Source organism: Streptomyces lichenis (assembly GCF_023218175.1).
In the GTDB taxonomy this organism is placed as follows: domain Bacteria; phylum Actinomycetota; class Actinomycetes; order Streptomycetales; family Streptomycetaceae; genus Streptomyces; species Streptomyces lichenis.
Genome location: NZ_JALPTH010000017.1, coordinates 15,539 through 41,693, shown reverse-complemented (window position 1 = coordinate 41,693; position 26,155 = coordinate 15,539). Strand labels below are relative to the sequence as shown.

At 75.7% G+C, this 26,155-nt stretch carries 20 protein-coding genes and 1 pseudogene; 9 read left to right on the top strand and 12 right to left on the bottom strand.

The features are described from left to right. Positions 1-25: 25 nt before the first annotated feature. The 5 genes and pseudogenes from M1O15_RS18140 to M1O15_RS18120 form a co-directional block, all read right to left on the bottom strand. On the bottom strand, positions 26-976 hold the full coding sequence (locus M1O15_RS18140; protein ID WP_248634980.1) for a serine/threonine-protein kinase: 951 nt from the start codon (positions 974-976) through the stop codon (positions 26-28). Then, positions 973-1,938 (bottom strand): hypothetical protein, encoded by a 966-nt coding sequence (locus tag M1O15_RS18135; protein WP_248634979.1) that lies wholly within the window; start codon positions 1,936-1,938, stop codon positions 973-975. The genes M1O15_RS18140 and M1O15_RS18135 overlap by 4 nt, the downstream gene beginning before the upstream one ends. Before the next feature lie 52 nt (positions 1,939-1,990). Continuing rightward, positions 1,991-4,237 (bottom strand): ATP-binding cassette domain-containing protein, encoded by a 2,247-nt coding sequence (locus M1O15_RS18130; RefSeq protein WP_248635083.1) that lies wholly within the window; start codon positions 4,235-4,237, stop codon positions 1,991-1,993. Positions 4,238-5,653: 1,416 nt separating this feature from the next. Continuing rightward, positions 5,654-5,875: pseudogene (locus tag M1O15_RS18125) on the bottom strand (FHA domain-containing protein); the annotation flags it as partial. 88 nt (positions 5,876-5,963) lie between these two features. Next, complete coding sequence (locus M1O15_RS18120) at positions 5,964-6,923, bottom strand: reprolysin-like metallopeptidase (protein ID WP_248634978.1); 960 nt, start codon at positions 6,921-6,923, stop codon at positions 5,964-5,966. Positions 6,924-7,212: 289 nt separating this feature from the next. Between M1O15_RS18120 and M1O15_RS18115 the strand changes: the two genes are divergently transcribed. Next, complete coding sequence (locus M1O15_RS18115) at positions 7,213-8,097, top strand: SDR family oxidoreductase (protein ID WP_248634977.1); 885 nt, start codon at positions 7,213-7,215, stop codon at positions 8,095-8,097. After that, positions 8,094-9,308, top strand: a complete 1,215-nt coding sequence (locus tag M1O15_RS18110) for an FUSC family protein (protein WP_248634976.1) — start codon at positions 8,094-8,096, stop codon at positions 9,306-9,308. Before M1O15_RS18115 ends, M1O15_RS18110 begins: the two co-directional genes overlap by 4 nt. 263 nt (positions 9,309-9,571) lie before the next feature. On the opposite strand, the gene M1O15_RS18105 is transcribed toward M1O15_RS18110, so the two are convergent. Next, positions 9,572-10,774, bottom strand: coding sequence for a YihY/virulence factor BrkB family protein (locus M1O15_RS18105; RefSeq protein ID WP_372499500.1), 1,203 nt, complete (start codon positions 10,772-10,774; stop codon positions 9,572-9,574). Between the two features lie 112 nt (positions 10,775-10,886). On the opposite strand from M1O15_RS18105, the gene M1O15_RS18100 reads away from it, so the two are divergent. Continuing rightward, positions 10,887-12,278 carry an NADP-dependent succinic semialdehyde dehydrogenase gene (locus tag M1O15_RS18100; RefSeq protein ID WP_248634974.1) on the top strand — a complete coding sequence of 464 codons (1,392 nt, stop codon included), beginning with the start codon at positions 10,887-10,889 and terminating at the stop codon, positions 12,276-12,278. Positions 12,279-12,388: 110 nt separating this feature from the next. Here M1O15_RS18100 and M1O15_RS18095 read toward each other — a convergent pair whose 3' ends face one another. Both M1O15_RS18095 and M1O15_RS18090 read right to left on the bottom strand, forming a co-directional pair. Beyond that, on the bottom strand, positions 12,389-13,390 hold the full coding sequence (locus tag M1O15_RS18095) for a glutathione S-transferase family protein (RefSeq protein ID WP_248634973.1): 1,002 nt from the start codon (positions 13,388-13,390) through the stop codon (positions 12,389-12,391). A 139-nt stretch (positions 13,391-13,529) separates the two neighbouring features. Further along, the gene (locus M1O15_RS18090; protein WP_248634972.1) at positions 13,530-14,360 is read right to left on the bottom strand and encodes a helix-turn-helix transcriptional regulator; all 831 of its coding nucleotides are present in this window, start codon (positions 14,358-14,360) and stop codon (positions 13,530-13,532) included. A gap of 281 nt (positions 14,361-14,641) precedes the next feature. On the opposite strand from M1O15_RS18090, the gene M1O15_RS18085 reads away from it, so the two are divergent. After that, positions 14,642-15,694, top strand: a complete 1,053-nt coding sequence (locus M1O15_RS18085; RefSeq protein ID WP_248634971.1) for a helix-turn-helix domain-containing protein — start codon at positions 14,642-14,644, stop codon at positions 15,692-15,694. 330 nt (positions 15,695-16,024) lie between these two features. On the opposite strand, the gene M1O15_RS18080 is transcribed toward M1O15_RS18085, so the two are convergent. Both M1O15_RS18080 and M1O15_RS18075 read right to left on the bottom strand, forming a co-directional pair. Beyond that, a complete protein-coding gene (locus tag M1O15_RS18080) occupies positions 16,025-17,065 on the bottom strand; it encodes a PHP domain-containing protein (RefSeq protein ID WP_248634970.1) in 1,041 nt (346 codons plus the stop codon). Positions 17,066-17,193: 128 nt separating this feature from the next. Next, the gene (locus M1O15_RS18075; protein WP_248634969.1) at positions 17,194-19,266 is read right to left on the bottom strand and encodes a SpoIIE family protein phosphatase; all 2,073 of its coding nucleotides are present in this window, start codon (positions 19,264-19,266) and stop codon (positions 17,194-17,196) included. A gap of 159 nt (positions 19,267-19,425) precedes the next feature. Between M1O15_RS18075 and M1O15_RS18070 the strand changes: the two genes are divergently transcribed. Together M1O15_RS18070 and M1O15_RS18065 are read left to right on the top strand one after the other, a co-directional pair. Next, positions 19,426-21,702, top strand: coding sequence for a SpoIIE family protein phosphatase (locus M1O15_RS18070; RefSeq protein WP_372499499.1), 2,277 nt, complete (start codon positions 19,426-19,428; stop codon positions 21,700-21,702). Between the two features lie 58 nt (positions 21,703-21,760). Continuing rightward, entirely contained in the window at positions 21,761-21,964 is a 204-nt protein-coding gene (locus M1O15_RS18065; RefSeq protein ID WP_248634968.1) for a hypothetical protein, read from the top strand. Between the two features lie 68 nt (positions 21,965-22,032). Here M1O15_RS18065 and M1O15_RS18060 read toward each other — a convergent pair whose 3' ends face one another. Together M1O15_RS18060 and M1O15_RS18055 are read right to left on the bottom strand one after the other, a co-directional pair. Beyond that, complete coding sequence (locus tag M1O15_RS18060; RefSeq protein ID WP_248634967.1) at positions 22,033-23,052, bottom strand: iron-containing redox enzyme family protein; 1,020 nt, start codon at positions 23,050-23,052, stop codon at positions 22,033-22,035. After that, complete coding sequence (locus tag M1O15_RS18055; protein ID WP_248634966.1) at positions 23,049-24,719, bottom strand: FAD-dependent oxidoreductase; 1,671 nt, start codon at positions 24,717-24,719, stop codon at positions 23,049-23,051. Before M1O15_RS18055 ends, M1O15_RS18060 begins: the two co-directional genes overlap by 4 nt. 64 nt (positions 24,720-24,783) lie before the next feature. On the opposite strand from M1O15_RS18055, the gene M1O15_RS18050 reads away from it, so the two are divergent. The 3 genes from M1O15_RS18050 (at position 24,784) to M1O15_RS18040 (ending at position 26,101) form a co-directional block, all read left to right on the top strand. After that, positions 24,784-25,437, top strand: coding sequence for a HemK2/MTQ2 family protein methyltransferase (locus M1O15_RS18050; protein ID WP_248634965.1), 654 nt, complete (start codon positions 24,784-24,786; stop codon positions 25,435-25,437). A 169-nt stretch (positions 25,438-25,606) separates the two neighbouring features. Then, a complete protein-coding gene (locus M1O15_RS18045) occupies positions 25,607-25,801 on the top strand; it encodes a CDGSH iron-sulfur domain-containing protein (protein ID WP_372499505.1) in 195 nt (64 codons plus the stop codon). Positions 25,802-25,852: 51 nt separating this feature from the next. After that, positions 25,853-26,101: a DUF6480 family protein gene (locus tag M1O15_RS18040; RefSeq protein ID WP_248634963.1), complete on the top strand. Its 249-nt coding sequence runs from the start codon at positions 25,853-25,855 to the stop codon at positions 26,099-26,101. Positions 26,102-26,155: the final 54 nt, after the last annotated feature.

The following is a 26,155-nucleotide window of genomic DNA, read 5'->3' as shown; positions in this document are numbered from 1 at the left end:
GCCCGCCGCCCCCTCCCCGTACCGGCTAGCGCTCGCGGAAGACCGGCAGCGCCCAGGCCGGGGGCGCGGGCGGCGCGGCGGCCCCGGGGTCGCCGGCCAGCGCGGCCCGCAGTTCGGCGACGAACTGCCGGCAGGTCCCGTACCGGTCCACCGGCGCCTTCGCCAGCGCCCTGGCCAGCACGGCGTCCACCGCCTCGGGCAGCCCCGGCCGTTCGCCGCTCGCCGCCGGCGGCGGGTCGTACTGGTGCGCCCAGAGCAGCGCCATGTCGTCGTCGCGCCGGAAGGGCGGGGCCCCGGTCAGGGTCTCGTACACCACGCAGCCCAGGCTGTAGACATCGCAGCGCCCGTCCACCGGCCGCCCGGAGATCTGCTCGGGCGCCACATAGTCGAGGGTGCCGACGAACTGCCCCACGGTGGTCAGCCCGGTCAGCGACAGCGACTTCTTGGTGAGCCCGAAGTCGGTCAGATAGGCGTGCTCCGGATGCTCGCTGTCCGTCCCCGCCGCGATGAGGATGTTGCCCGGCTTCACATCGCGGTGCACCAGCTCGTGCGCGTGCGCGGCGTCCAGCGCGGACGCCACCTGCGCGGCGATCCGCCCGGCCTGCGCGGGCTCCAGCGGGCCCTCGCGGTCCAGCAGCGCCCGCAGGTCCTGTCCGGCGACGTACCGCATGGCGATGTAGAGCACGCCCTCGGTCTCCCCGGCCTCGAAGACCGGCACGATATGCGGGTGGTCGATGGCCGCGGCCACCCGGGACTCATGGGCGAAGCGCTTGCGGAAGGTGTCGTTCCGGGCCAGCTCGGGGGCGAGCAGCTTCAACGCCACCGTACGGTCCAGCCGCAGGTCCCGGGCGCGGTACACCACCGCCATCCCGCCCCGGCCGATCTCGCCCTCGACCCGGTAGCCGGCCACCCGGGCCCCCACCAGCCCGGACTGCCGCCCGGCCGGCAGCCCCTCGCGGCCCCCGCCCGCGCTCACCGCTCCTCCACCGGCCCGCCGGGCCCCCGATCAGGCGGTACGGGAGGCTCGGCCACGGCTCGGGTGCGCAGCTCGTCGGGGTCGACGACGCGGGTCCGTTGGGGGCCTTGCCGTTCGGCGGCGGGGGGGAGGTCGTCCGGGTCTACGACCCGGGTCCGTTCGGCGTCCGCGGCCGGAGGGGCCGTCGGGAGCTCGTCAGGGTCGACCACCCGGGTGCCGTCGGGTGGTGTGGCGGGCAGCTCGCCGGGGTCCACGACCCGGGTCTGCTCGGTGGCGGGCGGGGGCGCGCCGGGCAGTTCGTCCGGGGTGACCAGGCGGGTCGGCTCGGGTGCGGGCCGGGCACCTTGCTCCGGCGCGCCCTTACTCCCCGTACCGGCGGCGGCCGGCCGCTCGGAGGCCCGTGGCTCCGGCTGGTCCGGCCGCCCCGGGCGCGCCTCGGCGGAGGGCGCGTCGGCGGTCGCGTACGGGCTGAGCCCGGCTCCGTCGCAGTACAGCCACCGGTCCTGTCCGGTGTCGAACACCCACAGGGCCCCACCGGACGCCACCAGGCCGAAGCGCAGCCCCTCCGTCCGGCGGGCGAACATCTCCCCGTCCGACCGCCCGGCGGCCAGGTCCTCCACCGCCCGCCGGTAGCGGCCCAGCTCCTCCTCGGTACGGGCGAGCAGCGGCCGGGGGTCGTCCGCCGTGCCCATCGGACGCCCGGCCACCGGGGGAGCGGAGGGCACGGCCACCAGCAGCCGGCCGTCGACCCAGGCCGCCCAGCCGTTGGAGCAGAGCACCTGCCCCCAGTCGCCGACCCGGTCCACCAGCCGCACCGGCAGGAAGGGGTCGAGCGGGACCGTCGGCCGCGCCGGATCGGGCGCCTCCCAGGCCGGCAGCCCGTCCGCCGGGACGACATGGCTCGGCCGGAAGTCCCGGAGGCTGTCACCGGCTGCCCCGCCCGGCTCCGCGGAATCCGTCATCGCACGCCTCGTCTCGCCTGCTTCGTTCCTTCCGCGCCGCCGGCGCGGCGGGTCACTTGCGCATCACGGCCGGCTCATGGCGCCGCAGCAGCCAGAGCACCAGCAGCCCGAAGAGCACGCACAGCACCACCAGCATCCCCATGTCCACCAGCCACGCCATGGCGGTGTGGTCGAACAGCGGGTCGTCCGTCTTCTCACCGGGCACGATCTGCCGGATCCCGATGGTCGCGCCCATCGCCCCGAACGCCCACCGCGAGGGCACCAGCCAGGACAGCTGCTCGATCACCGGGGAGCCGTGCACCGTGAGCAGCCCGCCGCAGAACACCACCTGCACGATGGCCAGGAGCACCAGCAGCGGCATGGTCACCTCCTCCTTCTTCACCAGGGCGGAGACGAGGAGGCCGAGCATCATCGCGGTGAACGACAGCAGCGCCACGGCCAGCGTGAGTTCGACCAGCGGGGGCATCAGCACGCCCTTGCCGCCCGGGGCGTTCAGTGGCACACCGATCAGCGCCACCAGGGTCAGCACCACCGACTGGACCATCGTGACCGTGCCGAGGACCACCACCTTGGACATCAGATAGGCCGACCGGGACAGGCCGACGGCTCTCTCCCGCCGGTAGATGGTGCGCTCCTTGACCAGCTCCCGCACCGCGTTGGCGGCGCCGGTGAGCACCCCGCCGACGCACAGGATCAGCAGCACGTTCAGCGCGGACTCCGGTCCGAACCGGCCCTCGGAGAGCGCCCGGGCCATCGCCCCCATGACGAACGGCAGCGCCACCATGATCATCAGGAAGGTCCGGTCGGCGCTGAGCGCCGCCGCGTACCGCCGCACCAGGGTTCCCGACTGGCCGAGCCAGCTCTGCGCCTTGGGCGGCGGGGCGGGAGGAGCCGCGTCATGGTCCTCGGGCGCCTCGGGCCGCTCCATGGCGCCCGCGATGTACTGGCGGTGCAGCCGGGACTCCCGGAAGCGCTCCGCCCAGTCCCGATCCCGGTCGTTCTCGAACGCCTCGAAGGCCTCCGGCCAGTGCGCGAAGCCGAAGAACGGCAGCGCCTCCTCGGGCGGCCCGAAGTAGGCGATCCGCCCGCCCGGCGCCAGTACCAGCAGCCGGTCGCAGACATCGAGGCTCAGCACGCTGTGGGTGACCACCACGACCGTGCGGCCGTCGTCAGCCAGCCCGCGCAGCATGTGCATCACCGAGCGGTCCATCCCCGGGTCCAGACCCGAGGTCGGCTCGTCCAGGAACAGCAGCGAGGGCTTGGTGAGCAGCTCCAGCGCCACGCTGACCCGCTTGCGCTGGCCGCCGGACAGGCTGTGGATCGGCTGCTCCGCCCGCTGCTCCAGCCCGAGTTCGCCGATCACCTCGGCCACCCGGGCCTCGCGCTCCTCGGCGGCGGTGTCCTCCGGGAAGCGCAGCTCGGCCGCGTAGGTCAAGGCGCGCCGCACGGTCAGCTGGAGGTGCAGGATGTCGTCCTGCGGCACCAGCCCGATGCGCCGGCGCAGCTCCGCGTAGTCCCGGTACAGGTCGCGGCCGTCGTAGAGCACGGTGCCGTGGTCGGCCGGGCGCAGCCCGGTCAGCGCGTTGAGCAGGGTCGACTTGCCCGAGCCGCTGGGGCCCACGACCGCCAGCAGGCACTTCTCGCCGACCGGGAAGGTCATCCCCTCCAGCAGGGTCTTGGACCCGCGGTCCACCGTCACGGCCAGGTCCTGGACGTCGAGGGAGACCTCACCGGTGTCGGTGAACTCCACCAGCCGCCCGCCGACCAGGCAGAACGCCGAGTGCCCGATGCCGATGATGTCCTCGGCCGCCAGCCGGACCGCGTCCCGCTCGATCCGGCGGCCGTTGAGGAAGGTGCCGTTGTGGCTGCCGAGGTCGTGGATCCAGTAGGTGCCGTCGGACTGGACGAGCAGTTCGGCGTGCGACCGGGAGACCGTCAGGTCGTCCAGCACCAGGTCGTTGTCGGGCCCGCGGCCGATGCGGACGGTCCGGGCGGGCAATGGGCGTACGGAGGTGGGCTGCCGGAAGGTGCCGGTGGCCGCCGGGTGGGCGACCCCGGAAGGCCTGGGCGGCACCCCGCCGGCCCGGCCACCGGGCCCCTGCCGCACCCCGTCGGCCCCGATCGGCGCGGTGAGCCCGTCCTCCGGCCTCGCGGGAACGCTCTCCGGCCCACCCGGGACGCTCTCGGGCGCCCCCGGGATGCGTTCGGGCCTGCCCGGGATGCGTTCGGGCGTTCCTGGGATGCTCTCGGGTGGGCCCGGGATGCCCTCCGGTGTCACCGGGTGGCCCTCTGGGGCCATCGGTCCGCTCGCCGGTGCCACCGGCCCGCCATGCGGTGAAGCCGAGCGTTCCTCCGGTGCCACCGGGTCGTTCTCCGGTCTCCCCGGGCCGTTCCCCGGCGCTACCGAGCGGCCCTCTGGCGGCACCCGGCCGTGCTCGGGTGCCGCCCGCCTGTTCTCCGGCGCTACCCGGCCGTTCCCTGGTGCCACCCGGCCGTGCTCGGGTGCCACCTGCCCGTTCCCCGGCGCCACTGCGTCTGTCTCCGGTGCCATCGGGCCGCTGCGCGGTGCGGCTGAGCGGTTCCCTGAAGCCGCCCGCCCGTTCTCCGGCGCTACCCGGCCGTTCCCTGGCGCCGCCCGGCCGTGCTCGGGTGCCATCCACCCGTTCCCCGGCGCCACCCACCCGTTCTCCGGCGTCACCGCGCCAGTCTCCGGTGCCACCGGGACGTTGTGCGGTGCGGCCGACCGGCCCTCTGGTGCTCTCGGGCCGTTCTCGGGCGCGGGCGAGCGGCCTTCCGGTGCGCCCTGGCCGTGCTCGGGTGGCGACGAGCGGTCTTCTGGTGCTGCCGAGCTGCTCTCCGGTGCGGCCGACCGGCCGTCTGGTGCCGCCGGGCCCTTCTCCGGCGCCGCGGCGCCGCCCTCCGCGGCCGTCAGTCCGTCGCGCGGCGGCCCGGCACCATCCTGCGGCCCGCTCAGCCCGTGGCGTGGCCCTCGTACGCCCTCCGGCGGTCCGGCCACCCCGTTGCGTGACTCTCGTACGCCGTCCTCCGGCCCTGTCGGCCCGTCGCGCGGCTCTCGTAGGCCCTCCTGCGGCCCGGGCCGCCCGTGGCGCGGCTCTCGTGGGCGGCCCTCCGGTCCCGTCAGCCCGTCACTCGCTGCTCGTACGCCGTCCCGCGGTCCCGCCCGGTCGTCCGGCGGTGCTGCCGGACCGCCCTCCGGGGCGGCAGTCCCTGACGGGAGGCCGCCGGTACGGGCGGACCCGCCCGCATCGGCCGGCGCGGGCGCCGCCGCCGCACCAGGGTCCGGTACGCCGGAGTCCGGTCCGGCCGCTGACCGGTCGTCGGTACGGGCCGACTCGGCGCCGCGCGGGGCCGGCCCTTGCGGCTGCCCGGCCTCCCCGGCGGGCCGTGCGTGGCGTCCGGTGCGCCGGGCCGGGTCGGCGGTCTCCGGCGGCACTCGTGGGACGTGGGCGGTGCCGGAGTCCTCGTCCGCCGGGGCTCCTCGGCGACTGCCGCGCCCGGGGCCCTGGCCGAACCAGGCCTCCGCGCCCCGCGCCCGGGGGCCGGAGGGGCGGGCGGTGCCACCCTGCCCGTCCCCGGGACCGCGTCCGCCGCCCGGACGGGCGGAGAGCGCGGCGCGGGGGCCGTCCACCGGGTGGCCGAAGCGCAGGACGCTGCCGGGGCCGACATCCCGTTCGCGCACCCGCACGCCCTCGCTGAAGGTGCCGTTGGTGCTGTCCTGGTCGCGCACGGTCCAGTGCCCGTCGTCCGCCCGCAGCACGGCATGGTGCCAGGAGACCCGGGCGTCGGTGAGGACGACATCGCTGTCGGGGTCGCGGCCGATGCGGTACGCGCGGCCCGGGGCGAGCACGGTGGAATCCCCGTCGATGTCGAGGACCAGCTCGGGAGCGGCGGGTGGCTCGGACGGGTGTTCTCCCATATGAGAATGCTATCGGGACATACTTGGACATGCCTGGCGGAACGGATCTTCCGCTCATCACCCGGGTCGCCTCGGCCGCCCGGTCGATTCAGCCGGCCGGGCGCCGCCGGTAGTCGGCAACATGGCGGACCACCGCGTTGAACACCCGGACGCTGTCCGCCGCCCCGGAACCTCCCACGGGTCTGCCGAGCCGTTCGCCCTGGTGGGTGAGGCGGGGGTTGGAGAACCGGTTGATCCGGGTGCAGGGGCCGTCCGTCACCTGACGGCAGCTCGACTCGTACGCCTCCAGCGTGGACCAGGCTCCGGAGGCCGGGAAGTAGCCGCGGGCGCTGCCCTGGCCGCCCGGCTCGGTCACCTGGTCGTGCATCGCCCCGAGGTTGTGCCCGATCTCGTGGGCGAGCGAGTGGTGGGCCAGCGCCGACTGGGCGACCAGGCTGTAGGCATAGCCGCCGGTGCGCGGGGTCACCTGGCGGGGGCGGTGCGCCAGCCCCGCCGAGCCCTGGCTTCCGGTCACCACCGTGACCAGGTCGGCGCCCAGCCGGTCGCGCAGGCCCGGCAGCCCGTCCGCGATCCCGTCGCCGCGCCGGGAGGCCCCCTTGAGCAGGGCGTCCACCGGGCGGTCCATGCGGGCGGGCACCGCGACCGCGGTGACCCCCGCCAGCCGGAGCCGGGCGTTCACCCCGCTCGCCGCGAACGCCTGCGAGGCCGAGGCCACCGCCCGGGCTATTCGGGCCCGTACCGACCGCTCCCCGCCCGCCTCCCGGGACGCCTGGGGAGTGAAGGCGGCCAGCACGTCGATCACCACCGTCCGGGCCGCGTGGCGTGGCAAGGGCGGCTCGACGCAGAAACGTTCCTGCATGAATTCCCGGGCCGATTCCCGTATCGACTCCCGGGCCGGATCCCGTACCGACTCCCGGGCCGGATCCCGCATCGGCTCGGCGGCACGGCAGATGGCGGCGGCGTGCGCGGGGGCGGTGAGCGCGGGCCCGGTCGCGCTGAGCACGAACGCCAGCGCGACGGCGCCGGCGGAGGTGGTGGCGAGGCGCATCTCCATCCTTTCGCTGAGAGGAACCCGCTGAGAGCGGCAAGGTGCGGAGTGCAGGGCACGGGGGGAACGTGAGGTGCGTCTTGCACGAGCCCGGCACCGCATGCGCCGCCACGCCGGGGTTCACCGCGATGGCCCAACACCCGCCGCCCCCGGCCGCCCCTCGCCGTGTCCGCCACGCCACACCACCGGGCGCGATTCGGGCGGCGGCCGTTGGGAACGCGGAGGGCGGACCACGTACACCCCTCCCGTCGACCGCCCCGTCGGCCGCCGACGACCGGAAAGAGGCACGATGACCGATCCCCAGCCGCGCGACCCGGTGACCCGCCACCCCCGCCCCGACTTCCCCGACCAGGAGCAGGACCACCCCGGCTTCACCGGGCCCATGGACCCGCCGCCGGACCACGGGGAGGAGTCCTACCGGGGCAGCGGCCGGCTGGACGGCCTGGTCGCCCTGGTCACCGGCGGCGACTCAGGCATCGGCCGGGCGGTGTGCCTCGCCTTCGCCCGGGAGGGCGCCGACCTGGTGCTCACCCATCTGCCCGAGGAGGAGGCGGAGGCCCGTGAGACGGCCCGGCTGGTCGAGTCCGCCGGGCGCAAGGCGGTGGCGGTGGACGCCGACAACCGCGACGAGCAGAGCTGCGAGCGGCTGATCGAGCGGGTGGCCCGCGAGTTCGGCCGGATCGACGTGCTGGTCAACAACGCCGCGTACCAGATGGCCCAGCCCGACGGCATCGAGGCGATCACCACCGAGCAGTTCGACCGGGTGATGAAGACCAACCTGTACGGCATGTTCTGGCTGACCCGGGCCGCGCTGAAGCACATCCCGCGCGGCGGCAGCGTCATCAACACCACCTCCGTGCAGGCCTACCAGCCCAGCCCGCCGCTGCTCGACTACGCCATGACCAAGGGCGCGATCGTCACCTTCACCCACGGGCTGGCGCAGATGGTCGCCGAACGCGGCATCCGGGTCAACGCGGTCGCCCCCGGCCCGGTCTGGACGCCGCTGATCCCGGCGACCATGCCGGACACCTCCGAGTTCGGCAAGCAGTCGCCGCTGGGCCGCCCCGCCCAGCCGGCCGAGATGGCACCCGCCTACGTCTTCCTCGCCTCACCCCAGTCCAGCTACATCACCGGCGAGATCGTCAACGCGACCGGAGGAACCCCACTGCCGTGAGCATCTCCTTCGCGCCCGGCCGGATCTGGCACCGGATCCGCTGGGAGGCGGCGGCGACCGGCCGGTCCGTGCGCGCCGCCTTCACCGGGGCCGGACCGGAGCGCGACCTCGCCGTCCAGGCGCTGAAAGCGGCCGCGGCCGCCGTCCTCGCCTGGGCGGTGGCCGGCTGGTGGTGGAGCGCCCCGCTCGCGTTGATGGCCCCCTGGACCGCGATCGTCCTGGTCCAGAACACCGTCTACCGCTCGCTGCGCACCGGCCTCCAGCAGGTCGTGCTGATCGCCGCGGGCACCGTGCTGGCCGCCCTGGCCTACGCGCTGACCGGCAACACCATGGCGGCCATGGCGCTGGTGCTGCCCGTCACCATGCTGCTCGGCAACTACTCCCGCTTCGGCGACCAGGGCGTCTACGCCTCCACCACCGCCCTGTTCGTGCTGGTCTACGGCTCCTTCAGCGGCTACGACATCGCCCACCGGCTGCTGGAGACCCTGGTCGGAGCGGTGATCGGCATCGGCGTCAACGCCTTCGTCCTACCGCCGGAGCACCTGCGCCACGCCCATGACACCCTCTACCGGCTGCCCCGGGACACCGCCGCGGTACTGCGGGGCATGGCCGAGGAGATGAAGGACGGTTACGACCGGGCCGAGGCGCAGGAGTGGCACACCCGTGCCCGGCGGCTGCCGAAGCTGCTGGACGACATCCGCAACGCCCGCCTCTGGAAGCGGGAGAGCGACCGCTTCAACCCGGCGCGCCGGATGCGCCGGCGCGGGCCGGAGCTGCCCTCCTCCGACTGGGACGCGGCTTGGGAGCGGATCACCGACCATCTCTCCACGCTCACCGGGCTGCTCGCCGAGGCGGTGGGGGACGAGGCACGGCTGCGGCCGCCCTCGGGCGAGGCCCTGGCCGATCTGCCGGACCTGATGCAGGCGATGGCCGACGTGTGCGAGGGCGACTGCGCGGCGCTCGGCGGCGGCTGCCCCGCGCGGCCGGTCGACCGGGACGAGGCGATGGCCCGCGCCTGGGAGGCCCACCGCCGGCTCAAGGCCTGGGTCGCCCACCAGGACGAGGAGACCGCGGTCTCGCTCGGCGCCCTGGTCTCCGAGCTCCAGCAGACGCTGTACGACCTGGGGGACGCGATGGTCGGCCGCCGCCACGGCCCCTGGGCGCCGCGCACCGGCGGCCCCCGCTCCCGGCAACCGGGCCGCACGCCCTGAGCCCCCGGAGTCCGGGACCGCCTCCAGGAGCCGGTCGGCCAGACCGGGCTTCGCCCCCCCGAAGGCCGGGCCTGCGAGACCGGTCCGGCCGCGGGCGACCGCCTCCCCGGATCGGCCCCCGGGACCCGAACGAGACCGCTACCGGAGACGGTCGACGGAGATCGACCCCGGCTCCGAGACCAGCCCGCCTCCCGGAACCGGCCGCACCGGCCGAACGGCCAACCGCGGCCGGTCCGGCCGGCCCCCGGCCCCCCGTCCGCCCCTCAGGCGGACGACGCTCCGCCCGCCCCGCTCCGGCGCGCGTCCAGCCGCTTGGTGAGCGGGCGGGGCCACTTGCGGGTGTCCCGGGGCTCCACGTACGGCTCCTCGCTCGGCGGCAGGCCCCCGCTGATCGCCCGCTGGCGGGCCAGTTCCGCGTCCAGCTCCAGCCCCAGCAGAATGGCCAGGTTCGACAGCCACAGCCACACCAGGAAGGTGATCACACCGGCCAGGGTGCCGTAGGTCTTGTTGTACGAGCCGAAGTTGGCGACGTACAGCGCGAAGCCGCCCGAGGCCAGCAGCCACAGCAGCACCGCCACCACACTGCCCGGGCTCAGCCAGCGGAACCCCTGGCCGTGCACATTGGGCGCCCGCCAGAACAGCAGCGCGATCATCGCGATGACCAGCACCAGCAGCACCGGCCACTTGGCGAAGCCCCATACGGCGACCGCCGCGTCACCCAGCCCGATCGCCGCCCCGGCGCGCTCCGCCAGCGGACCGGTGAACACCACGATCACCGCGCTCACCGCCAGCAGCACCATCAGCACCAGCGTCAGCCCGACCTGCAGCGGGGTCAGCTTCCACACCGGACGCCCCTCCGGCACGTCGTACACGGCGTTGGCGGTGCGGATGAACGCGCCGACGTACCCCGAGGCCGACCAGATCGCCGCCACCAGGCTGATCACCGCCACCACACCGCTGGCCCCGGAGGCGTCCTGCAACTGCCGCACCGCGTCGCCGAGGATGTCCCGCACCGGCCCCGGTGCCAGCTTCTGGAGGTTGTCCAGCACCGAGCGGGTCGCCGACTCGCCGACGACGCCCAGCACGGAGACCATCACCAGCAGCGCCGGGAAGATCGACAGCACGCTGTAGTAGGTGAGGGAGGCCGCCTTGTCGGGCAGCTCGTCCTCCATGAACTCCGCCCCGGTGCGCTTGAGCACCGCCCGCCACGAGGACGCCGAGAGGTCGGTCGGCTGCTCCACCTCGTCCCCGCCGGCACCCGGCCGCCCGGCCGTTTCCCCCGCCGTTTCCCGGTCCGCCGCCGTTTCCCCGGCCGTTTCCCTCACGGTTTCCCCGGCCGTCTCCCTCGCCGTCCCGCCCGCTGGATCACCGCCCGGATCCTCCTCGCCCCCTCGGGACGCCGCCGCGTCCGCCCCTGCCGCCGGCGCGTGCGCCGCATTGTCCCTGCCCTCACCGGTGTGTGCCATACGGCCACGGGTTACCCGGCAGACCGGGCTCAACCCGCGGCGGCTCGCGTTGCGGGGCCGCGAGCAGCGCGGCAGGGTCAAGGCAGCGTGCCGCCAGGAGGAGGACCATCCCATGCCCATCGCCACCATCAACCCCGCGACCGGGGAGACCCTGAGGACCTTCGACGAGCTGGACTCCCAGGGCGTCGAGCAGCGCCTCGCCGCCGCCGTCGGCGCCTACCGTACGCACCGCACCACCTCCTTCGCCGAGCGCGCCCGGCTGCTGCGGAAGGCCGCCGAGCTGCTGGACGAGGACCAGGACGAGATCGCCCGCACCATGACCACCGAGATGGGCAAGCCCCTGGCGGCCGCCCGGGCCGAGGCCGCCAAGTGCGCCAAGGCGATGCGCTGGTACGCCGAGAACGCCGAGAGCCTGCTCGCCGACGAGCACCCGTCCGACGCGGACGTCAAGGACTCCGGAGCCGTCCGGGCAGTCGTCCGCTACCGGCCGATCGGCCCGGTGCTGGCCGTGATGCCGTGGAACTTCCCGCTCTGGCAGGTGGTCCGGTTCGCCGCGCCCGCCCTGATGGCCGGCAACACCGGTCTGCTGAAGCACGCCTCCAACGTCCCGCAGACCGCGCTCTACCTGGAGGAGCTGTTCCGCCGCGCCGGCTTCCCCGAGGGCTGCTTCCAGACGCTGCTGATCGGCTCCCGCGCCGTGGACGCCGTGCTGCGCGACCCCCGGATCGCCGCGGCCACCCTCACCGGCAGCGAACCGGCCGGCCGCGCGGTGGCCGCCACCGCGGGCGACGAGATCAAGAAGACCGTGCTCGAACTCGGCGGCAGCGACCCCTATGTGGTGATGCCCTCCGCCGACGTGGCCAGGGCCGCCGACACGGCCGTCACCGCGCGGGTGCAGAACAACGGCCAGTCCTGTATCGCCGCCAAGCGGTTCATCGTCCACACCGACGCCTACGAGGCCTTCGAGGAGCGCTTCACCGCGAAGATGGCGGCGCTCACCGTCGGCGACCCGATGGACGAGGCCACCGACGTCGGCCCGCTCGCCACCGAGCAGGGCCGCGCCGACCTGGAGGAGCTGGTGGACGACGCGGTACGCGCCGGGGCGGTCGTGCGCTGCGGCGGGCGCCGCCCCGAGGGTCTGGAGCGCGGCTGGTACTACGAGCCGACCGTGCTCACCGGCGTCACCCCCGAGATGCGCATCCACCGGGAGGAGGCCTTCGGCCCGGTGGCCGTCGTCTACCGGGTCGCCGACCTCGGCGAGGCCGTCGAACTCGCCAACGACTCGCCCTTCGGCCTCAGCTCCAACCTGTGGACCCGGGACCGGGACGAGGTGGAGCGGTTCGTCCGGGACGTCGAGGCCGGCGGGGTGTTCGTCAACGGCATGACCGCCTCGCACCCGGCGCTGCCGTTCGGCGGGGTCAAGCGCTCCGGCTACGGGCGCGAGCTGGCCGGCCACGGCATCAAGGAGTTCTGCAACGCCACCACCGTGTGGGAGGCCGACTGACCCCCACCGGGTGAGGGGCGGACCGTCCTCCACCGACGGGGGGCGGACCGGCCTCCGCCGATGAGGGGGTGGACCGGCCTTCCCGTACTCCCGCCCGCGCCGGGGCCCGGTCAGAGCGGCTGGATCACCTCGGCGGTCGGCGGGGGCGGCGGGGGAGTGCCGTCGCCGAACGGCCGGCCGCCCAGCTCCTGACGGTGGTGGGCGGTGCGCCAGCCGCGCAGGTCCGGGCCGCGGGGCACGATCCGGGTCGGGTTGATGTCCTGGTGCACCTGGTAGTAGTGCCGCTTGATGTGGTCGAAGTCGACCGTGTCGCCGAACCCCGGGGTCTGGAACAGGTCCCGGGCGTACGCCCACAGCACCCGGTCCTCGGTCAGCTTGTTCCGGTTGCACTTGAAGTGGCCGTGGTAGACCGCGTCGAACCGCACCAGCGTGGTGAACAGCCGCACATCCGCCTCGGTGATGGTGTCGCCGACCAGGTAGCGCCGCTCCGCCAGATGCTCCGACACCTGGTCCAGCCGGGCGAACAACCGGGCGTAGGCCGCGTCGTACGCCTCCTGGCCGCCCGCGAACCCGGCCCGGTACACCCCGTTGTTGACGTCCTGGTAGATGCCCTCCATCCGCTCGTCGATCTCGTCCCGCAGCGCCTCCGGATAGAGCTCCGGCGCCCCGTCCCGGTGCAGCGGGCCCCACTCGGTGGACAGGTCCAGGGTCAGCCGCTGGTAGTCGTTGGTGACCAGTTCCCCGCTGGGCACGTCCACGATCGCGGGCACGCTGATCCCGCCGTCGTAGCCCGGCTCACGCGCCTGGTACGCCTCGCCGAGGAACCGGATGCCGAGCACCGGGTCGCGGTCGTCCGGGTCCAGGGTGAAACGCCAGCTCCGCTCGTCCTGGATCGGGTCGGTGACCGCTAGGGACAGCGCCTCCTCCAGACCCAGCAGCCGCCGCACCACCAGCGCGCGGCTGGCCCACGGGCAGGCCCGGCTGACCACCAGCCGGTAGCGCCCCGCCTCCACCGGCCACTGCCCGTCCCTCCCGCCGCCGCCCGCCCCGCCGGCCGTGATCCGGTCGGTGAAGTGGCTCGACGAACGCTGGAACTCGCCGGACTCGCTCACGGCGGCAACCTCTCCCTCGGGGGTGCGCACGAAAGACCTCGGCGGCCCCGTACGCGGAACACCCGGTGAGTACCCCGCCCCGGCCCCGCGTACCGCCCCGGCCCCGCGTACCGCCCCTCCTCCCGTACCACCCCGGTGCTCAGGCCCCCGAGGCCGAGCGCAGCGCCGGGAGCCGGGCCGGGCCGCGCCGCGCGCCCGGTTCGAAGTGCATCAGCACCAGCCGCGAGCCGGGCGAGGCGAGCGGCTGGGCCGCGCACATCGTCACCCAGCCCGGACCCAGTTCCGCGTGGTGCAGCGGCCGTACCGCGCCGTCCAGATGGACCGAGGCGCCCGACGACGCGTACACCGGGCCGGCCACCGGATCGTCCAGCACCTCCCGTTCGATCCGGCGCAGCACCGGGTCCTCCGGTACGGCGGCCAGCGCCACCCGCAGCTGCGGCAGCAGCACCGGCGCCCAGGACTCCGCCCAGTCGGTCAGCATCCGGCGCGCCCCCGGGTCCAGCGCCATCCACCGCATGGTGTTGGTCGGCACCCGGCGGTCCGGGAACATCGCCGCCAGGGGCGCGTTGCCGGCCAGCACGTTCCAGGAGCGGTCGGTGATGTACGCGGGATGCGCGAAGCCCTCCAGCAGGGTCCGCCACACGCCCGGGAGCTCGGTGCCGGACCGCGCGTCCAGCGGATGCGGCGGGTCCTGCCCCAGCGCGTACCGCCACAGCGCCATCCACTCCTGCTCGTCCATCCGGAACAGCCGCGCCACGTCCTGGAGCAGCCCGAGCGGCGGGTTGGGGTAGCGGCCCGACTCCAGCCGCCCGTAGGTGTCCGGGGCGCGGTGCAGGATCTGGTCCACCTGGGCCTGCGACAGGCCGCGCGCCCGTCTGCCCTGCCGGGTCGGCCGCGTCAGGCCGTGGCTCTCCGGGGCGATCGCCGCCCGCCGTACGCTGAGCAGGGAACGCAGTGCGGTCTTGTCCATGCGATGTCTTTCCCAGGGGAGGCGGCCACCGCCGCCGGGTCGTCCGCGCCGCCCCGGAGCCGCCCCGCCCCGGGTGCACCGGGGGGCGGAAAACCGAACGCACGCAACGGTACGCTGACGGCAGCGCCACGGGCGATCAAGCACCCCGGGGGTGCGCGTGTACGCACGGCGCAGACACGCAACGGCGCGCACGGGGCGGACACGCGAACGGGCGCGGACAGGCACACGGCGGGGCGGCGCCCGCCGGGGCGTCAACGGGGGCGAGGCCAGTGGGTTCAGCGGTGTCCGGCGAGTCCGCCCGCCCCACCGGCGGCGGCACCGGCGAGGGGCCGCCGGCCGGGCTGTCGCCGGCGGCGCGGGAGCTGTACGCCCGGGTGACGCGCGGGGAGCCCACGGGCCCCGGGGACGAGCCGGCCCTCGCGGAGCTGGGCTCCTGGCACCTGGTCACCTCCGGCCCGCGGCTGCCCGGCGCCCCGGTGGCCCACGACCCCGCGGCCGCGGTGCGGCGCCGACTGGACGAGGGGCTGCGCGAGCTGTCGGCCCGCGCGGCCGGGCTGGCCGCGCTCTCCGAGGTCGCCGACGCGCTCGCCCCGCACTTCGCCCGCACCGCCTGGCGCTCCGGCTCGGGCAGCGAGTTCCTCGCCGAACCCGGGCGGGTCGCCGCCCGGGTGGCCGAGGTGGCCGCCGGGGCCGAGACCGAGCTGCTGACCGCCGCCCCCGCCGGGACCGGTGAGCTGGGCGACCCATGGGCGGTGCGCGGGCCGGGCACCGGCGCGGCCGGGCGTGGCGTGGCGGTGCGGGCGCTGTACCGGGACGGCGACCGCGAGGCGCCCGCGACCCGCGCCCACGCGGCCGCGCTCACCGCCCGGGGCGGCCGGGTCCGCACCCTGGCCGCCCCGTTCCAGGGCTGCCTGGTGGTGGACCGGCGGCAGGCGTTCATCCCCGACCTGGTCGGCAGCAGCCCCGCGTACACGGCCTGGCATGTCGCCGACCGGGCGCTGGTCGCCTTCATCGCCGAGGGCTTCGAGGACGCCTGGCGGCGCGCGGACGTCTGGGACGGCGACGGCGGGCGTCCGAACGAGCGCGCGGGCCTGACCCGCCGCCAGCGGGAGATCCTCTCCGACACCGCCGCCGGGGTGGACCAGCGCATCACCGCCCGCCGGCTCGGCATCGGACTGCGCACCCTCACCAAGGAGCTCGGCGTGCTGCGGGCCCGCTGGGGCGTGCCCACCCTGGCCGCCCTGGCCTACCAGTGGGCGCTGTCCGCGGAACGGCGGCCGGACGGCGGCGCGGAGGAGGGTGTTCCGGCCGCCGAGCGGCCGGAAACCACCTGACCAGCGGCCCTCCGGCCACCCGGGCGGTGCTTTCGGCCCGCCGGATGGCCGAACATTTTCCCTGAAGAAGCGTCAGAAGAAAACGCCCGTTGATTGCTGCATGCTGGACGAGTTGATCGGCACTCCGCCCGCCGGGCGCAGCGGGCCGCGCAACCGCCATCGCGGGGGACGTTTTCCACGCCTCATGCCAGAACCGGGCAACGCAGGGCACGGGCAGTGTGCCCTGCCGGGCATCGCGTGGATACCGGAAGGTCGAGCCAGGGCCTTGCGGACCACCCCACCGGACGACCGGTACGTCCCCCGCGATGGGGCAGTCCCCCTCCGGACCGCTCAGCCGCCCGGCGGCCGCCGGGTGCGGGTCCACTCCAGCAGCTGGTCGGCCGACCAGCCGGTGACCACCCGCTCGGCCGGCACCCCGCACTCCTCGGCCCGGGCGCAGCCCAGGATCTGCCAGTCCAGCTGGCCCGGCGCGTGCGCGTCGGTGTCCACCGCGAAGAGCGCCCCCGCCGCCACCGCCCGGCGCAGCAGCCGCCGCGGCGGGTCCAGCCGCTCCGGGCGGCTGTTGACCTCCACCGCCGTCCCCGACTCCGCGCACGCCGCGAACACCGCGTCCGCGTCGAACTCCGACTCCGGCCGGCCCCGCCCGGTCACCATCCGCCCGGTGCAGTGGCCCAGCACGTCCACCGCCGGATCGCGCACCGCCCGCACCATCCGCCGGGTCATCGCCGGCCCGTCCATCCGCAGCTTGGAGTGGACCGAGGCCACCACCACGTCCACCCGCTCCAGCAGCTCCGGCTCCTGGTCCAGCGAACCGTCGGGCAGGATGTCCACCTCGATGCCGGTCAGCATCCGGAACGGCGCCCAGCGCCCGTTCAGCGCCGCCACCACCTCCAGCTGCTCGCGCAGCCGCGCCGCCGACAGCCCGTTCGCCACGGTCAGCCGGGGCGAGTGGTCACTGAGCACCATCCACTCATGGCCCAGCGCGGCGGCGGTGCGGCCCATCTCCTCGATCGGGCTGCCGCCGTCGGACCAGTCCGAGTGGGTGTGGCAGTCACCGCGCAGCACGGCCCGCAGCTCCGCACCCGGACCCGCGGCGCGCCGGCGCCACTCCTCGGCCTCCCCGTCCTCCTCCAGCCGCCGCAGATACCCGGGCACCTGGCCGGCCAGCGCCTCCCGCACCACCTGCGCCGTCTTCGGGCCGATGCCCCGGACCCCCTCCAGCGTCCCGTCCGAGGCCCGGCGGGCCGCCTCGGCGCCGCCCAGCTCACGCAGCGCCGCCGCGGCGCCCCGGAAGGCCCGCACCCGGTAGGTGGGGGCCTGCGCCCGCTCCAGCAGGAACGCGATACTCTCCAGCGCCTCGACGGGTTCCACGCTGCCTCCGGTCTCTTCGGTCCTCGGTGTCGCGGTGTCCTCGGTCCCGAGCCTCCCCGGTCCCACGCATCCCCGGTCCCACGCCTCCCGGTCCCCTGCTTCCCCGGTCCGCGCCTCCCGCCGTACGGCTATCCGTCCCGCACCGCCTGGCCGGCCGGCGGCGGGCCGATCTCGCACCACACCGCCTTGCCCTCGCCGCGCGGTTCCACTCCCCAGCGCAGCGCCAGCGCGTCCAGGAGCAGCAGCCCCCGGCCCGAGGTGGCCGCCTCCCCGGGCGTACGGCGGCGGGGGAAGGCGCTGGAACGGTCCTGCACCGACAGCCGCACCCGGCGCTCCGGCTCGGGGAGCACCTCCAGGGTCAGCACCGCGCCGCCCTCGGTGTGCAGCAGGACGTTGCCCAGCAGCTCACCGGTGAGCAGCTCCGCGTCGTCCGCGTAGAGCCGCAGCCCCCAGTCCCGCAGCGCCCGGCGCACCACCGCCCGCGCCTCCGACAGGCCCTGCGGATCGGCCTGGTGGATGTACTGGTGCACCCGCGGCGCCCGGGGCGTGCCCGGATCGGGGCTGCGCCGCAGCACCAGCAGCGCCACGTCGTCCTCCGCGCCCCACCGCTCCCAGAACCGCTCCGAGAGGTGGTCGGCCAGCGCCTCCGCGCCCGGCGGGCCGCTGCTCACCGCCGCCTCCAGCGCCGCCAGCCCCTCCCCGATGTCCCGGCCCGGCTGCTCCACCAGCCCGTCGGTGCACATCACCAGCGTCTCGCCGGGCACCAGGTCCAGCCGCGTCTCCGGATACTCCTCGTCCCCGAAGACCGAGGCCACCCCCAGCGGCAGCCCGCCCGCCACCTTCGGCTCGCCCACCCGGCCGTCGGTGTGGCGGATCAGCGGCGCCAGATGCCCCGCCCGCACCACCGAGACCGTGCCGGTCGCCAGATCGGCCTGGGCGTAGGTGCAGGTGGCGAACCGCTCGGTGTCCAGCTCCGCCAGGAACCGCGAGGCCCGCGCCAGCACCGTGGAGGGGGCGTGGCCCTCGCCCGCGTACGCCCGCAGCGCGATCCGCAGCTGCCCCATGATCGCCGCGGCGTGGGTGTCGTGCCCCTGTACGTCCCCCACGACCACGCCCACCCGGCCCCGGGGCAGCGGGATCACGTCGTACCAGTCACCGCCCACCTCCCGGCCGCGCCAGGCCGAGTGGTACCGCACCGCGACCTCCCCGCCCTCCACCTCCGCGATGCGGCGGGGCAGCATCGCCGCCTGCAGGCCGGTCGCCAGCTCCCGCTCCTCGTCGAAGAGGATGGCCCGCTGGAGCGACTGGGCGACGATCGCGGCCAGCCCCAGCGTCAGGTTCCGCTCGTCCGCGCTGAACGCGGTGCGCCGCCGGTAGTACAGCGCCATCCCGCCCAGCGTCCGGGCCTGCGCCACCAGCGGCAGATAGGCCGCCGCCCGGAAGCGCAGCCGGTCCGCGTACGGGGCGAGCACCGGATAGCCGCGGATCAGCTCGGGGAAGGCCCCGGTGAACAGCGGGCGGCCGCTGATCACCGTCTCCGCCAGCGGCCGGCCCGGCTCCAGCCGCTGGTCGCGCATGTGGTCCAGCACCTCCAGGGACTCCCCGCTCAGCGCGATCACCCGCAGGGTGCCGTTCTCCACCAGGCCGAGCGCGAACCCGTCCGCGCCCAGCCGGGTCAGCCCGCCGGGGCCGGTCAGCGCGGCGGTCACGTCTTCCACCGTCACCGCCCGCGACAGCGCCCGAGTGGTCCGCTCCACCATGTCGGTCTGCCGCTCCCGCTGCTTGCGCAGCTCCAGCAGGAACGCGGAGTGGGCCAGTTCCGCCGTCGCGTCCCGGACCACCCCGACGATCCGGTGCGCGTGCCCGGACCCGTCCCGCAGGATGCGGGCCTGGACATGGGTCCACTGCGCCGCGCCGTCCTCCTGCGGGATCGGGAACCGCGCCTCGTACGAGGAGCGCCCGCTGCGCAGCGCGTCCTTGATCACCGCCTCCAGCCGGGCCCGCTCAGCGGGCTCCAGCCGCCGCACCAGGGACCCGGGGCGCCCGTCGAAGGCCTCCGGCCGCACCCCGAAGACCAGCAGCCCGGCCTCGTCCACGTCGATGGTGACGGTGTCGAGGTCCCAGTCGAAGCTGCCGGTACGGTTCATGGCGAGCCGTTCCTCGGGCCCGAACTCGCCGCTGTGCCCCTGTCTGTCGGTCATCACCCTCATTGTCGGACATGCCCGCCCCCGCGGTCGCGCCGACCGCCGCCCGGCAGCCCGCCGAGGCACCCGGCGCCCGGCCCCCGGCGGCCCCCGGGCGGCCCCGTCCCCGCACCGCGCCGACCTGCGCCGCCCCACCCGCCGGGGCAAGCTTGGAGCGTGGACCATCCGTGGGAGGCGGGCTCCGGCCTGCGGCCGCTCGGCGCCGCCCTGGACGAGCTGATGCGCCGCACCGGCGCCTCCGTCGGCATGCTCTACCTCCCCGCGCCGGACGACGAGACGGTGGACCCCCCGGCCGCGGCCGCCCCCTCGCACGAGCAGGCGGGCGGGCTGCCCGGCGGCGCACCCGCCGCTTCCGGCGCCGCCACCCTGCCGGCGCCGCGCCCGGCGCACGACCGGGTCCTGCGCCTCACCGTCCTCGGCGGGGTCTCCCGCGAGTTCGCCGTGCCCTGGTACCGCGTCGCGCCGGACGACCCGGTGCCGCTGGCCGACGCCGTCGCCCAGCGCCGGCTGGTGTGGGTCGGCGGCCAGGAGGAGATGGCCCGCCGCTACCCCCGGCCCGGGCTGATCCTGCCGTACCGCTTCGCCCTCGCCGCCACCCCGGTGAGCGACCCCGAGACCGACTGGGGCGGCCTGGTGCTGCTCTGGCCCGGCGACCACCCGCCCCGGCTGACCACCGCCCAGCGCGACGGCATCGCCGCCGGCTGCGCCCGGCTGGCCGGGGTGTGCCGGCGGGCCGCCGGGAACGGCCGGCCGCTGCGGCCCGGACCGCAGCCCCGGCTCGTACGGCCCCACCGCCGCACCCCCGGACCGATCGAGGCCACCGCCGCCGTCGAGTTCATCGAGCGGCTGCCCGGCGGCAGCGTCGCCCTCGACCTCAACGGCGTCATCACCTACGCCACCGAGGAGGCCGCCGGCCTGCTCGGCGCCGAGGTGGAGGACCTGCTCGGCACCCTGCCCTGGGAGGCCCTGTCCTGGATGGACGACCCGGCCGTGGAGGACCGCTACCGGGCCGCCGCCATCAGCCGCCAGACCACCTCGCTGACCGCCATCCGGCCCCCGGGGGTACGGCTCTGCTTCGAACTGCACCCCGGCCCCACCGGTATCAGCGTCCGCATCACCCCCGCCCCCGCCGAGGACGCCGCCGTACCGAGCGGCGACCCCGAGCACTCGGCGCACTCCCCGCTGCCCAGCCGGGCCACCGCGCTCTACCAGCTGATGCACCTGGCGGCCACCCTCACCGAGGCGGCCGGCGTCCAGGACGTCGTCGACCAGGCAGCCGACCAGCTCGTCCCCGCGCTCGGCGCCCAGGCCCTCGCCCTGCTCACCGCCGAGGAGAACCGGCTGCGGGTCATCGCCTACCGCGGCGCCCCCTACCGCGCCGACGTCCGCGACGAGTCCGCGCCGCTCACCTCCGGCATCCCCGCCGCCAAGGTCCTGCTCACCGGCACCCCGCTGTTCTTCACCACCCGCGCCGAACTGGCCCTCGCCCACCCCCGCGCCGCCGTGCTGAAGGGCCAGGGCGAGGCCTGGGCCTATCTGCCGCTGATCGCCTCCGGCCGCCCGGTCGGCTCCCTGGTCCTCACCTACGACCGCTCCCGCCCGTTCCACCCCGGCGAGCGCGCCATCCTCACCGCGCTCGCCGGACTGACCGCCCAGGCCCTGGACCGGGCCCGGCTCTACGACAGCAAGCAGGAACTCGCCCACCGCCTCCAGGCCGGACTGCTCCCGCACAGCCTGCCCCGCGTCCCCGGACTGGAGATCGCCGCCCGCTACCTGCCCGCCGGCCGGGGCGTCGGCATCGGCGGCGACTTCTACGACGTCATCCGGCTCACCGGCACCACCACCGCCGCCACCATCGGCGACGTCCAGGGCCACAACGTGGAGGCCGCCGCGCTGATGGGCCAGGTCCGCACCGCCGTCCACGCCTCCGCCGGAGCACCGCCCGGCGAGGTCCTCGCCCGCACCAACCGGCTGCTCACCGACCTCGATCCCGGGCTCTTCACCAGCTGCCTGTACGCCCATATCGACCTCGCCCACCACCGGGCGCTGCTCGCCACCGCCGGGCACCCACCGCCCCTGGTGCGCCACCCCGACGGCCGGACCGAGCCCCTGGACCTGCCGCCCGGGCTGCTCCTGGGCATCGACCCGGCCGCCCGCTACGCCGCCGGCGGGCTCACCCTGCCCCCGGGCACCCTGCTCGCCCTCTACACCGACGGCCTGGTCGAGCAGCGCGGGCTGGGCCTGGACGAGGCCACCGCCGACCTCGCCGAACAGCTCTCCCGCGGCGAGGCCGGCGACCTGGACGCCCTCGCCGACGCCCTGGTCGGCCACGCCCGCGCCGCCGCACCCCGCCACGACGACATGGCACTGCTGCTGATCCGGGTGACCGGCTCGCCCGAGCGACCGGGCGGCGAGCCGGGACGGCCGGTGTAGCGGATGCGATCCGGGTACCCGGGGTCGACAATGACTCCACGACGAGCAAGGAGGCGGCATGAACGCTGAGCCCGACAAGAACTCCGCGGGGGAGCGCTGCACGCCCGACCGGCTGCTGCACAGCGGAGCAGAGAGCGGCCAGGTCAGCGCGGAGGACCTGGTCCTGGCATCCGGTCGCGACGTCAACCCCAGGAACCTGGCCTGGGCCGAGCGCAAACTCGCGGAGAAGGGCCCGGCGGCCCTCGACGAACTGCTTCCCTGACGTCCGGCCCCCGGCCATGCGCCCCGTCCCCACCGGGGGCGGGGCGCACCCGCGTCGGAACACCGGTGTCAGGTACGGCCGTCCAGCGGCCCCCGCAGCGAGGAGCGGCCCTCGTCCCAGGCCGCCAGCACCCCGGCCGCCCAGCGGTCGTCCAGCCAGACCGTGGCCCGGATACCGAACGCCACATCCGCGGCCAACTCCGGCTCCCGCGCCAGCAGATCGCCCAGCACATCGCGGCGCATCACCTGCTCGTGCACCGCGTCCGCCTCGATGTGCTCGGTGAAGAAGCGCAGGCACCGCTCCTCGGCGCCCAGCCGCTCCAGGGCCTTCGCCATCCGCCGGGCACCCGGCGGCGAGGTGATCTCCAGCACCGCGAAGTTCCCCGCCGCCGCACCCCGCAGGGCGCGGTGCAGCCCGAACAGCGACATCACGTTCACCGTGGCCAGGGTGGCCGCCGGGGCGAGCTCCAGATACCGCCCGTAGGAGGAGTCCAGCCCGGCGCCCTCCATCAGCTCGGCGAACAGCCGGGCGTGCACCCGCTCGCCCCGCCCGCCGCCGAACTCGTCGAACGCCACCGCCACCAGCGACGCCTTCGCCTGCCCCTCCAGCCGGGGGATCAGCCACGCCTGCGGATCGGACTCCTTCAGCTGGTACAGCGAGCGGTGCGCCAGGTACTCGCGCATCCGCCCCCAGTCCCCATCCGCCATCAACCGGTGCGAGACGCCCTCGCCGTCCACCGGCTCCACCAGCAGCGGTTCCAGCGCCTCCGCCACCCCGCCGCCACCTGCCCCGGCACCGCCGTCCGGCCCTTCCGGGTCCGGCACCGCCGACCGCAGCGCCGCCAGGAAGGCCCGCTCCATCGGGCGGCGCAGCCCGAGCAGCGCCGGGTCCCACTCGCGCTCGTCGGCCACCCCCTCCAGGGCCCGGTAGTGCGGCTCGTAGGCGAGATAGAGCGCCAGTTGCAGATCGTCGCCCAGCGGGTCGGCCCCGGCCACCTCCACCTCCGGCGCCGCACCCGCGCGCAGGACGTCGAGCACCGCCGCCGACAGCGGCCCGCGCGCCTCGGGCAGCGGCGCCCCGGCCCTCATCGCGCACCCCCGCCCGTACCGCCCTGACCGGACACCGAACCGGAATCCGAAGCGGAACCGGAGCCACCGTCCCCGACCGGGACCTCCGGCCCCGCCGCCGGGGACTCCGCCCGGGTCTCCGCCCGCTCCAGCGGCCGCACCGCCGGACCCTGGAGCACACAGCCGTCCACGCCGAACCGCGAGCCGTGGCACGGGCACTCCCACGCCCGCTCCTCGTCGTTGAACCGCACCAGGCACCCCAGATGCGTACAGCGCGCCGACACCGCGTGCAGGGCGCCCGCCTCGTCCCGGTGCACCGCCAGGCGCCGCCCCCCGACCCGTACCACCGCGCCGCCGCCCGGCGGGATCTGGTCGACCGCGTCCGCGTGCCCCGAGGCGAACCGGTCCCCGACGAAGTGCTTCGCCACCTTCGCCTGCAACCGCAGCATCGCCGGCGCCTCCCTCACCGGGTGCAGCCGCACCGGGTCGTACAGGCTCGACCAGGCCGGCTCCCGGCCCCGGATCCGGTCGGCCAGCAGCGCACCGGCCATCACCCCGCCGCTCATGCCCCAGCCCGCGAAGCCGGTCGCCACATACGCGTGCCGGGAGGCGGCGTGCAGCCGCCCCACATACGGCACCGAGTCGGTGGTCCAGTTGTCCTGCGTCGCCCAGCGGTGGGTGATCGGCACCTCGCCGAACCGCTCCCGCGCCCAGTCGGCCAGCCGCTCGAACCGCTCGGCCACCTCGCCCGCGCCGACCGCGCCCGGGGTGAACTTCTCACCGGTGACGATCAGCAGCCGCCGCCCGGGGTCCAGCGGGGCCGTCCGCACCGACCGGGTCCCGCCCTCCGGGGTCAGGAACGCGCCGCCCGGGTCCACCGCCGCGGGCACCGGCCCGGCCACCACCAGCTCGCGACGCACCTCCAGCCGGCTGAACAGCAGCGCCCGGTCGAACACCGGGTAGTGCGTGGCCACCACCACGTCCCGGGCCCGCACCCGGTGCCCCTCGGCGGTCTGCACCTCGCACGGGGAGCCCTCCTTCAGCCCGGTCACCCGGGTCCGCTCGAAGATCCGCCCGCCCAGCACCTCCAGGTCCGCGGCCAGCCCCAGCAGGTACTTGCGCGGATGGAACTGCGCCTGGTCCTCCACCCGGACCGCCGCCACCACCGGGAACGGCAGCGGGGTCTCGGTGGTGAAGGAGGCGGCCAGCCCCGCCGCCCGGGCCGCGTCCGCCTCGTCGCGGAAGTCGTCCAGCCGCTCCGGGTCCTCGGTCCAGGTGTACGCCGGGACGCGCTCCAGATCGCAGTCGATGCCCAGCTCCTCGCTCACCGCGGCCACCCGCTCCACCGCCAGCTGCTGCGAGCGCCCGTACAGCCGCGCGCCCCGGGCCCCGTGCACCTCCCGGATCCGCGAGTACACCGCGCCGTGCAGCGCGGAGACCTTCGCCGAGGTGTAGCCGGTCACCCCGGCCGCGACGCGGTCCGCCTCCAGCAGCACCACCGACCGCCCGGCCCGGGCCAGCTCCCAGGCGGTGCACAGCCCCGCCACGCCGCCGCCGACCACGGCCACGTCCGCCTCCACCGGCCCGTCCAGCGGCGGCCGGTCGGGCCCCGGGGCGTACTCCATCCACAGCGAACCGAGATCCCCCGGCGAACCGGAACCGGAACCGGAAGCGGACTCCAGGCCCATCGCGTACTCCTCCCACGCCGAATCACCGGCGTTTCGCCGGAGAGGTCCGAGGTACCCAGAGCGCATGCGTCTACTCAGACCGCGCGGTGTGTACGCGCCCCAGGAGGACACCGAACTGCTGGCCCGGGCCGCGCGCGCGGAACTGCGCGTCCTCGACCGGCTGGGCGTCGACGTCCTCGACGTGGGCACCGGCACCGGCGCGCTGGCCTTGCTGGCCGCCGAGTCCGGCACCGCCCGGGTCACCGCCGTGGACATCTCCCGGCGCGCCGTGCTCGCCGCCCGCTACAACGCCCGCCGCCGCGGCCTGCGGGTGGCCGTCCGCCGGGGCGACCTGGTCGCACCGGCGGACGGCCGGCGCTTCGACCTCATCCTCTCCAACCCGCCCTACGTCCTCGCCCCCGGCCGGGTCAGCGCCGCCTCCCGCACCTGGCACGCCGGCGCCGACGGGCGGACCGTGCTCGACCGGCTCTGCGCCGACGCCCCGGCGCTGCTGCGCGACTCCGGGGTGCTGCTGCTGGTGCAGTCGGCGCTCTGCGGGGTGGAGCAGACGGTACGGCGGCTGGCGGACACCGGTCTGGAGAGCCGCGTGGAGCTGCGCACATCCATCCCGTTCGGCCCCGTCATGGCCCGCCACGCCGCCTGGCTGGAGGAACGCGGCCTGATCGAACCCGGCACCCGCAAGGAGGAACTGGTGGTCATCCGTGCCCAACGCCGCTGACATGCCCGGCGCTCCTGACGTGCCCGACGCCCCTGACGTGCCCGGCGGTTCAGGCCGGCCCGACGCCGCTGGTGCGCCCGGCGCTTCCGAGGGGCCCGACGTGCCCGACCCGTCCGACGTCCCCGGCGGCCGCGGCGGACCGGGGAACCGGCGCGGTGCCGTCCGGGTCGTGGTCGACCCCGAGGGCCCGCTGCTGCTGGAGGGCCCGGTGGAGATCGAGCTGCCGGACGGCTCCACCGCCTGCTCCGACCGCTTCATGGTGGCCGTCTGCACCTGCCGCCGCAGCCGCCGCTACCCCTGGTGCGACACCAGCCACCGCCGCCGCACCCGCCCCGACGCGGCGCCCGGCGACCGTACGGCATGACGGAGGCGGCCGGGCGGGCATGAAAGGCGCCGGAGTGCGTACCCGTACGCCATGACGCACCCCAGTTCAGCCGCCGGCCGCCCCGATCCCGACCCCGACGACACCCCCGGCCTGGAGCCGGGCGGCGGCGTCCCGCCGGGCGAGACCCCGCCGGCCGAGTCCAGCATGCCCGGGGCCGGGCCCCGGGAGACGCACAACCCCACCAGCGGCTGGGCCAAGGCGCCCCTCGCCCTGATCCTGCTGCTCGCCCTCCTGGTCGCCGGGCTGTTCGCCGCCATGGCGCTGATCATCGCCCGCTGAGACCGCACCCCACCGACCCCCCCACCGACCCCCGTCCGACGAGAGGAACAGCGC

What these genes read in the sequence shown, in the direction of transcription:
- M1O15_RS18135 (WP_248634979.1), bottom strand. Translation starts at nt 1,938, where the DNA reads ATGACGGATTCCGCGGAGCCGGGCGGGGCAGCCGGTGACAGCCTCCGG.
- M1O15_RS18130 (WP_248635083.1), bottom strand. Translation starts at nt 4,237, where the DNA reads ATGGCCCCAGAGGGCCACCCGGTGACACCGGAGGGCATCCCGGGCCCA.
- M1O15_RS18120 (WP_248634978.1), bottom strand. Translation starts at nt 6,923, where the DNA reads ATGCGCCTCGCCACCACCTCCGCCGGCGCCGTCGCGCTGGCGTTCGTG.
- M1O15_RS18115 (WP_248634977.1), top strand. Translation starts at nt 7,213, where the DNA reads ATGACCGATCCCCAGCCGCGCGACCCGGTGACCCGCCACCCCCGCCCC.
- M1O15_RS18105 (WP_372499500.1), bottom strand. Translation starts at nt 10,774, where the DNA reads ATGGCACACACCGGTGAGGGCAGGGACAATGCGGCGCACGCGCCGGCG.
- M1O15_RS18100 (WP_248634974.1), top strand. Translation starts at nt 10,887, where the DNA reads ATGCCCATCGCCACCATCAACCCCGCGACCGGGGAGACCCTGAGGACC.
- M1O15_RS18090 (WP_248634972.1), bottom strand. Translation starts at nt 14,360, where the DNA reads ATGGACAAGACCGCACTGCGTTCCCTGCTCAGCGTACGGCGGGCGGCG.
- M1O15_RS18075 (WP_248634969.1), bottom strand. Translation starts at nt 19,266, where the DNA reads ATGACCGACAGACAGGGGCACAGCGGCGAGTTCGGGCCCGAGGAACGG.
- M1O15_RS18065 (WP_248634968.1), top strand. Translation starts at nt 21,761, where the DNA reads ATGAACGCTGAGCCCGACAAGAACTCCGCGGGGGAGCGCTGCACGCCC.
- M1O15_RS18060 (WP_248634967.1), bottom strand. Translation starts at nt 23,052, where the DNA reads ATGAGGGCCGGGGCGCCGCTGCCCGAGGCGCGCGGGCCGCTGTCGGCG.
- M1O15_RS18055 (WP_248634966.1), bottom strand. Translation starts at nt 24,719, where the DNA reads ATGGGCCTGGAGTCCGCTTCCGGTTCCGGTTCCGGTTCGCCGGGGGAT.
- M1O15_RS18050 (WP_248634965.1), top strand. Translation starts at nt 24,784, where the DNA reads ATGCGTCTACTCAGACCGCGCGGTGTGTACGCGCCCCAGGAGGACACC.
- M1O15_RS18040 (WP_248634963.1), top strand. Translation starts at nt 25,853, where the DNA reads ATGACGCACCCCAGTTCAGCCGCCGGCCGCCCCGATCCCGACCCCGAC.